Origin of the sequence: Geobacillus sp. WSUCF-018B (assembly GCF_002809985.1) — a bacterium.
GTDB classification, from domain to species: Bacteria; Bacillota; Bacilli; order Bacillales; family Anoxybacillaceae; genus Geobacillus; species Geobacillus thermophilus.
Genome location: NZ_PIJF01000085.1, coordinates 1 through 5,908, shown reverse-complemented (window position 1 = coordinate 5,908; position 5,908 = coordinate 1). Strand labels below are relative to the sequence as shown.

General features: G+C 51.8%; 6 protein-coding genes, 1 other RNA gene and 1 pseudogene. 5 read left to right on the top strand and 3 right to left on the bottom strand.

The window, feature by feature from the left end:
- Positions 1–91: 91 nt before the first annotated feature.
- Positions 92–337 (bottom strand): annotated as a pseudogene (locus CV944_RS16125) (type II toxin-antitoxin system PemK/MazF family toxin); the annotation flags it as partial.
- On the bottom strand, positions 337–636 hold the full coding sequence (locus CV944_RS16120; RefSeq protein WP_044743778.1) for an AbrB/MazE/SpoVT family DNA-binding domain-containing protein: 300 nt from the start codon (positions 634–636) through the stop codon (positions 337–339). The pseudogene CV944_RS16125 and the gene CV944_RS16120, both read right to left, overlap by 1 nt.
- 185 nt (positions 637–821) lie before the next feature.
- On the opposite strand from CV944_RS16120, the gene secG reads away from it, so the two are divergent.
- From secG to ssrA, 5 genes are all read left to right on the top strand, one after another.
- The gene (gene secG, locus CV944_RS16115) at positions 822–1,058 is read left to right on the top strand and encodes a preprotein translocase subunit SecG (RefSeq protein WP_094239185.1); all 237 of its coding nucleotides are present in this window, start codon (positions 822–824) and stop codon (positions 1,056–1,058) included.
- A gap of 75 nt (positions 1,059–1,133) precedes the next feature.
- A complete protein-coding gene (gene estA / locus CV944_RS16110; RefSeq protein WP_033008930.1) occupies positions 1,134–1,874 on the top strand; it encodes a carboxylesterase in 741 nt (246 codons plus the stop codon).
- Positions 1,875–1,896: 22 nt separating this feature from the next.
- The gene (gene rnr, locus CV944_RS16105) at positions 1,897–4,173 is read left to right on the top strand and encodes a ribonuclease R (protein ID WP_044743777.1); all 2,277 of its coding nucleotides are present in this window, start codon (positions 1,897–1,899) and stop codon (positions 4,171–4,173) included.
- A 79-nt stretch (positions 4,174–4,252) separates the two neighbouring features.
- Positions 4,253–4,720, top strand: a complete 468-nt coding sequence (gene smpB, locus CV944_RS16100; RefSeq protein WP_013144268.1) for an SsrA-binding protein SmpB — start codon at positions 4,253–4,255, stop codon at positions 4,718–4,720.
- Between the two features lie 341 nt (positions 4,721–5,061).
- Positions 5,062–5,413, top strand: a transfer-messenger RNA (tmRNA) gene (gene ssrA / locus CV944_RS16095).
- A gap of 291 nt (positions 5,414–5,704) precedes the next feature.
- Here the strand turns inward: ssrA and CV944_RS17760 are convergent.
- On the bottom strand, positions 5,705–5,908 hold a 204-nt coding region (locus CV944_RS17760; protein ID WP_233205110.1), incomplete at its 5' end, for a hypothetical protein.

The window sequence follows — 5,908 nt, the reverse complement described above, 5'->3', positions numbered from 1 at the left end:
TATCCTATTTTCAGCAAAATATAGTTAAGGCGATTCATCTCCCACTTACTCCGCTTCGCTTCGTTGAAGTGGGAGTCTTCTCGCCTAATTAAGATAAAATGACCCCTGTAATGGGAGCGCCGCCTTCAAGGAGTATTCCTTCTTTTGGCAAATCCACTTCAAACGGATAGCCTTTCTTCTGATTGGTGATGGGACAAACAACTGCAAATCCTGTTGCTTGATTGAATTTTTGTGGAGATAAAACAAGAGCAATTCTTCTTCCTGCTTGTTCATGGCCAGCTTGTGGATGGAAGTTCAACACAACGAAATCTCCTCTTTCCGGCGCGTCTGCGGCCATTAGATCCACTCACGCCCTTCTACCCCAAAATCGATCTCCTTATGTCGATTTTCAGGGGTAATTTGTGAGAGTAGCTCTTCCAATGTGTATTTCTTCCGTGCTCTTTTCGGCTTTAATGTGATGATTCCTTCGTTTTCAATGACATGTAATTCCATTTCAGAACCTTGTTGAATCCCGATTTGGTCAGCCGCGTCTTTTGGGATGCGGATGCCCAAACTGTTCCCCCACTTTTGCACGATGACAGTAGACATCACATTCTCTCCTTTCTTTTTTACGCTGTTGTTTTGTTTTGAATTCATTGTATCATCTCCGTTCCTAAATGTATCTACACAGTATATACAAAATGATTCAAAATGATTACATGTTTCACCAAAAAAGGAATGAGGGGGCTTTCGTCGTGTTGAGACAGGCCCGCCAGTTGCCGCCAACGGCGATCTATGGTATAGTGAAATTATTGCAATGTCGGTCGTTGGAGGTGTCAGGCATGCATGCCTTGCTTGTGACGTTGCTTGTCATTGTATCGATTGCGCTGATTGCGATTGTGTTGTTGCAGTCAGGCCGAAGCGCAGGGCTGTCGGGGGCGATCACCGGCGGCGCTGAGCAATTGTTCGGGAAGCAGAAAGCACGCGGGCTCGATGCGGTGTTTCAGCGCGTGACGGTTGTGTTGGCCGTTTTGTTCTTTGTGTTGGCGATTCTTGTTGTTTATGTCCAACCATCATAAGCAAAAAACGGGGGCGGTCCATAGAATGAAGGGCTGCCCTTTCTATTTCACACCAGAGAGGAAGGAGAACCTATGATGAAAATTGTTCCGCCGAAGCCGTTTTTCTTTGAAGCCGGGGAGCGGGCGGTGCTGCTGTTGCATGGGTTTACCGGCAATTCCGCTGATGTTCGGATGCTCGGGCGTTTTTTAGAATCCAAAGGCTATACGTGCCATGCGCCGATTTACAAAGGACACGGCGTGCCGCCTGAGGAGCTCGTCCACACCGGGCCGGATGACTGGTGGCAAGATGTCATGAACGGCTACGAGTTTTTGAAAAACAAGGGCTACGAAAAAATCGCCGTCGCCGGACTGTCGCTTGGAGGCGTATTTTCATTGAAATTAGGTTACACTGTACCTATAGAGGGCATTGTGACGATGTGCGCGCCGATGTACATCAAAAGCGAGGAAACGATGTACGAAGGCGTGCTCGAGTATGCGCGCGAGTATAAAAAGCGGGAAGGAAAATCAGAGGAGCAGATCGAACAGGAGATGGAGAAGTTCAAGCAGACGCCGATGAAGACGTTAAAGGCGCTGCAGGAGCTGATCGCCGATGTGCGTGACCATCTTGATTTGATTTATGCCCCGACGTTTGTTGTGCAGGCGCGCCATGATGAGATGATCAACCCGGACAGCGCGAACATCATTTATAACGAAATTGAATCGCCGGTCAAACAAATCAAGTGGTATGAGCAATCAGGCCATGTGATTACGCTTGATCAAGAAAAAGATCAGCTGCATGAAGATATTTATGCATTTCTTGAATCGTTAGATTGGTAATGGAGAAAGGAGGGGATGGACAATGGATCATGTGTTGGCCGAACGCATCTTAACGTTTATGCGCGATGAGGCGTATAAGCCGCTGACGGTCGAAGAGTTGGAAGAAGCGTTTGGCATCGAGGATGCCGATGGATTCAAGGAGTTTGTCAAAACGCTTGTCGCCCTGGAAGAGGAAGGACTCATCGTCCGGACGCGCAGCAACCGCTACGGCGTGCCCGAGCGGATGAATCTCGTGCGCGGCAAGGTGATTGGCCACCCGAAAGGATTCGCGTTTGTCACACCGGAGGAGCCGGGACTGGATGATATTTTCATCCCGCCGTCCGAATTGAAAAACGCGATGCATGGCGACACCGTGCTTGTGCGCGTCCAGGCCGATTCATCGGGGGCGCGCCGTGAAGGGACGATCGTCCGCATTGTGGAGCGCGGGGTGAAAGAAGTCGTCGGCACGTACACCGAAAGCAAATATTTCGGCTTTGTCATCCCGGATGACAAGCGGATCGTCAACGACATTTTCATTCCGAAACACGCCGCGAACGGTGCGGTCGAAGGGCATAAAGTCGTCGTCCGGCTCACCTCGTATCCAGAAGGACGGATGAGCGCTGAAGGGGAAGTCGTCCGAATTCTCGGCCATAAAAACGACCCGGGCGTCGACATTTTGTCGATCATCTATAAGCATGGGCTGCCGCTTCAATTTCCCGATGACGTGATCGAGCATGCGAACCGTGTGCCCGATGTGATTACCGAGCAAGATTTGGAAGGGCGGCGCGATTTGCGCGGCGAGATGATCGTCACCATTGACGGCGAGGATGCGAAAGACTTAGACGATGCGGTGACGGTGACGAAGCTGGAAAACGGCAACTATAAGCTCGGCGTCCACATCGCCGACGTGAGCCATTACGTCGAAGAAGGCTCGCCGATCGACCGCGAGGCGTATGAGCGCGGCACGAGCGTCTATTTGGTCGACCGCGTCATCCCGATGATTCCGCACCGGCTGTCGAACGGCATTTGTTCGCTCAACCCGAAAGTCGACCGGCTGACGCTGTCGTGCGAGATGGAGATCACCCCGCAAGGCGAAGTCGTCCGCCATGACATTTTCCAAAGCGTCATCCGCACGACAGAGCGGATGACGTATTCCGATGTCAATAAAATTTTGGTGGACAAAGACGAAGCCTTGCGGGAAAAATACGCGCCGCTTGTGCCGATGTTTGAGCTGATGGCTGAGCTCGCCGACATTTTGCGCACGAAGCGGATGAAGCGCGGGGCGATCGATTTTGATTTCAAAGAAGCGAAAGTGCTCGTCGATGAAAACGGCAAGCCGTACGATGTCGTCTTGCGCGAGCGGTCGGTCGCCGAGCGGTTGATTGAAGAGTTTATGTTGGCGGCGAACGAAACGGTCGCTGAGCATTTCCATTGGCTGAACGTACCGTTTATGTACCGCGTCCATGAGGATCCAAAGCCGGAAAAACTGCAACGTTTCTTGGAGTTCATCACGAACTTCGGCTATGTCGTGAAAGGAACGGGCAACCAAATCCACCCGCGCGCCCTCCAACAAATTCTCGAAGCGGTGCGCGGCGAGCCGGAAGAAATGGTGATCTCCACCGTCATGCTTCGGTCGATGAAGCAAGCGCGCTATGACGCCGAGAGCCTCGGCCATTATGGGCTGTCGACTGAGTTTTACACCCATTTTACGTCGCCGATCCGCCGCTATCCGGACTTGATCGTCCACCGGCTCATCCGGACCTACTTGATCAACGGGCAGATGGATCCGGAGACGCAGCGAAAATGGGCGGAAAAGCTGCCGGAGATTGCCGAGCATGCATCCAACATGGAGCGGCGCGCCGTCGAGGCCGAGCGGGAGACGGACGATCTGAAGAAAACCGAGTTTATGGAAGACAAAATCGGCATGGAATTTGACGGCATCATCAGCTCGGTGACGAACTTCGGCTTGTTCGTTGAGCTGCCAAACACGATCGAAGGCCTGGTGCACGTCAGCTACTTAACCGACGACTACTACCGCTATGACGAGCGCAGTTATGCGATGATCGGCGAGCGGACGGGAAAAATGTACCGCATCGGCGATGAAATCACCGTCCGTGTCATCAACGTCAACAAAGACGAACGGATCGTCGATTTTGAAGTCGTCGGCATGAAAGGACGCCGCCCGCCGAAGGCAAAAGCCGCGCCGGTCGTTATTGAAGGAAAAAAACAAAAGAACGGCAAGCCGAAAGCAGAGGCAAAAGGAAAAACCGGTGCGGGCCGCGCCGCGAAAGCAAAAAAGAAGAAAAAGAAAAAACGGTGAGGAAAAGCCGAACGGGCGGCTTTTCCTTCCTTTTCGTTTTTGGTAAAATAAGAAACGCCGATGAGGAGGGGGAAAACGGATGCCGAAAGGCGAAGGAAAAGTGATCGCCCAAAACAAAAAAGCGCACCACGACTATTTCATCGAAGAAACGTATGAAGCCGGCCTCGTTTTGCAAGGGACGGAGATCAAATCGATCCGCAACGGCCGGGTGAACTTGAAAGATTCGTTCGCCAAAGTGGAAAAAGGGGAAGTGTTTCTCCATAACATGCATATCAGCCCGTACGAACAAGGCAACCGCTACAACCACGACCCGCTGCGGACGAGAAAGCTTTTGCTGCACCGGCGCGAAATCAACAAGCTGATCGGCTATACGAAAGAGCAAGGGTATACGCTCGTGCCGCTGAAATTGTATATTAAAAATGGCTTTGCCAAAGTGGAGCTTGGAGTGGCCAAAGGGAAGAAAAAATACGACAAACGGGAAGACATGAAGCGGAAAGAAGCGCAGCGCGAAATCGAGCGGGCGTTCCGCGAGCGGCAAAAGCTGTAGAGAGGCAAGCCGCCGAGCGGGCATTTGTCGAGGGCGGGAGCCTGAAACATCGGGCTTTTGGCGGGCATTGCCGGTTTGGGAACGGCGGAGGGATGTTTGGTTCATCGCGGCAAGCGGGGGCATTTCTTGCGTCGCCGTGTACGGAAAATGGGATGGGCTGATTTTTCTTGGCAAGTGCCAAGAAGCCGTGTTCTCAATCATCCGGCACAACATTCGGAGAAGAGCCTGTTTTTTGGCGAGATTGAAAACATTCCCATTGAAAATGCACCGCGTCATGGTATAATAAAAAGTGCAACAGCCAGTTATCCGATGCTTAAGCTGTTCCGATCTCTTCGCACCGCGGGGACGATCCGGATTCGACAGGGGTAGGTCGAGCTTAAGCGGCGAGCCGAGGGGGACGTCCTCGTAAAAACGTCACCTAAAGATAACTGGCAAACAAAACTACGCTTTAGCTGCCTAATTGCTGCAGCTAGCTCCTCCCGCCATCGCCCGCGTGGCGTTCGAGGGGCTCATATGAAGCGGGCTACGCCCAAATCCGCCGCCTGAGGATGAGGGAAGAGACGAACCAGGCTAGCCGCCGGGAGGCCTGTCGGTAGGCGGAACGGACGGCGAAGCGAAATATACCGACTACGCTCGTAGATGCTTAAGTGGCGATGCCTCTGGACGTGGGTTCGACTCCCACCGTCTCCATTTCCGATATCCGAACGGTTCGGACGAGAAACTGTGAAACCCTTGATACGACTGCATTTGCAGTCGTTTTTCATTTTTTGGGAATCCCCAAAAAACGATAGAATACGAAAAAATTTTGCACGAATTTTGCACCGCGTTTTTACCTTGCATTGTATACCGAGTTCGACAGTGACTAAGTAAACAAAATGCCTCTCATCCCTTGATGCCAAAGGGACAAGAGGCATTTGGGCATCCTTCCAGCGTGTATCTAGGCGCGAGGATGGATGCCTACAATCTTCGGAGGCGGCCTCAGCTCTAGCGCCGATCTTGTTCTGCAGCGATGATGGGCCCATAATATGAATATGCGCCTCGTTTGTTCATGATGAATGGATTCGTGATCGGGAAAAAGAGATAAAAAAAGAAGGGGCTGACCCAAAAGTCCGCCAAAAAGCGGACTTTTGGAGTCAGCCCTCTCTGGTTTTTGTATATTTTACCAAACGGAACAAAATTCCGACTCTG

What these genes read in the sequence shown, in the direction of transcription:
- CV944_RS16120 (WP_044743778.1), bottom strand. Translation starts at nt 636, where the DNA reads ATGAATTCAAAACAAAACAACAGCGTAAAAAAGAAAGGAGAGAATGTG.
- secG (WP_094239185.1), top strand. Translation starts at nt 822, where the DNA reads ATGCATGCCTTGCTTGTGACGTTGCTTGTCATTGTATCGATTGCGCTG.
- estA (WP_033008930.1), top strand. Translation starts at nt 1,134, where the DNA reads ATGAAAATTGTTCCGCCGAAGCCGTTTTTCTTTGAAGCCGGGGAGCGG.
- rnr (WP_044743777.1), top strand. Translation starts at nt 1,897, where the DNA reads ATGGATCATGTGTTGGCCGAACGCATCTTAACGTTTATGCGCGATGAG.
- smpB (WP_013144268.1), top strand. Translation starts at nt 4,253, where the DNA reads ATGCCGAAAGGCGAAGGAAAAGTGATCGCCCAAAACAAAAAAGCGCAC.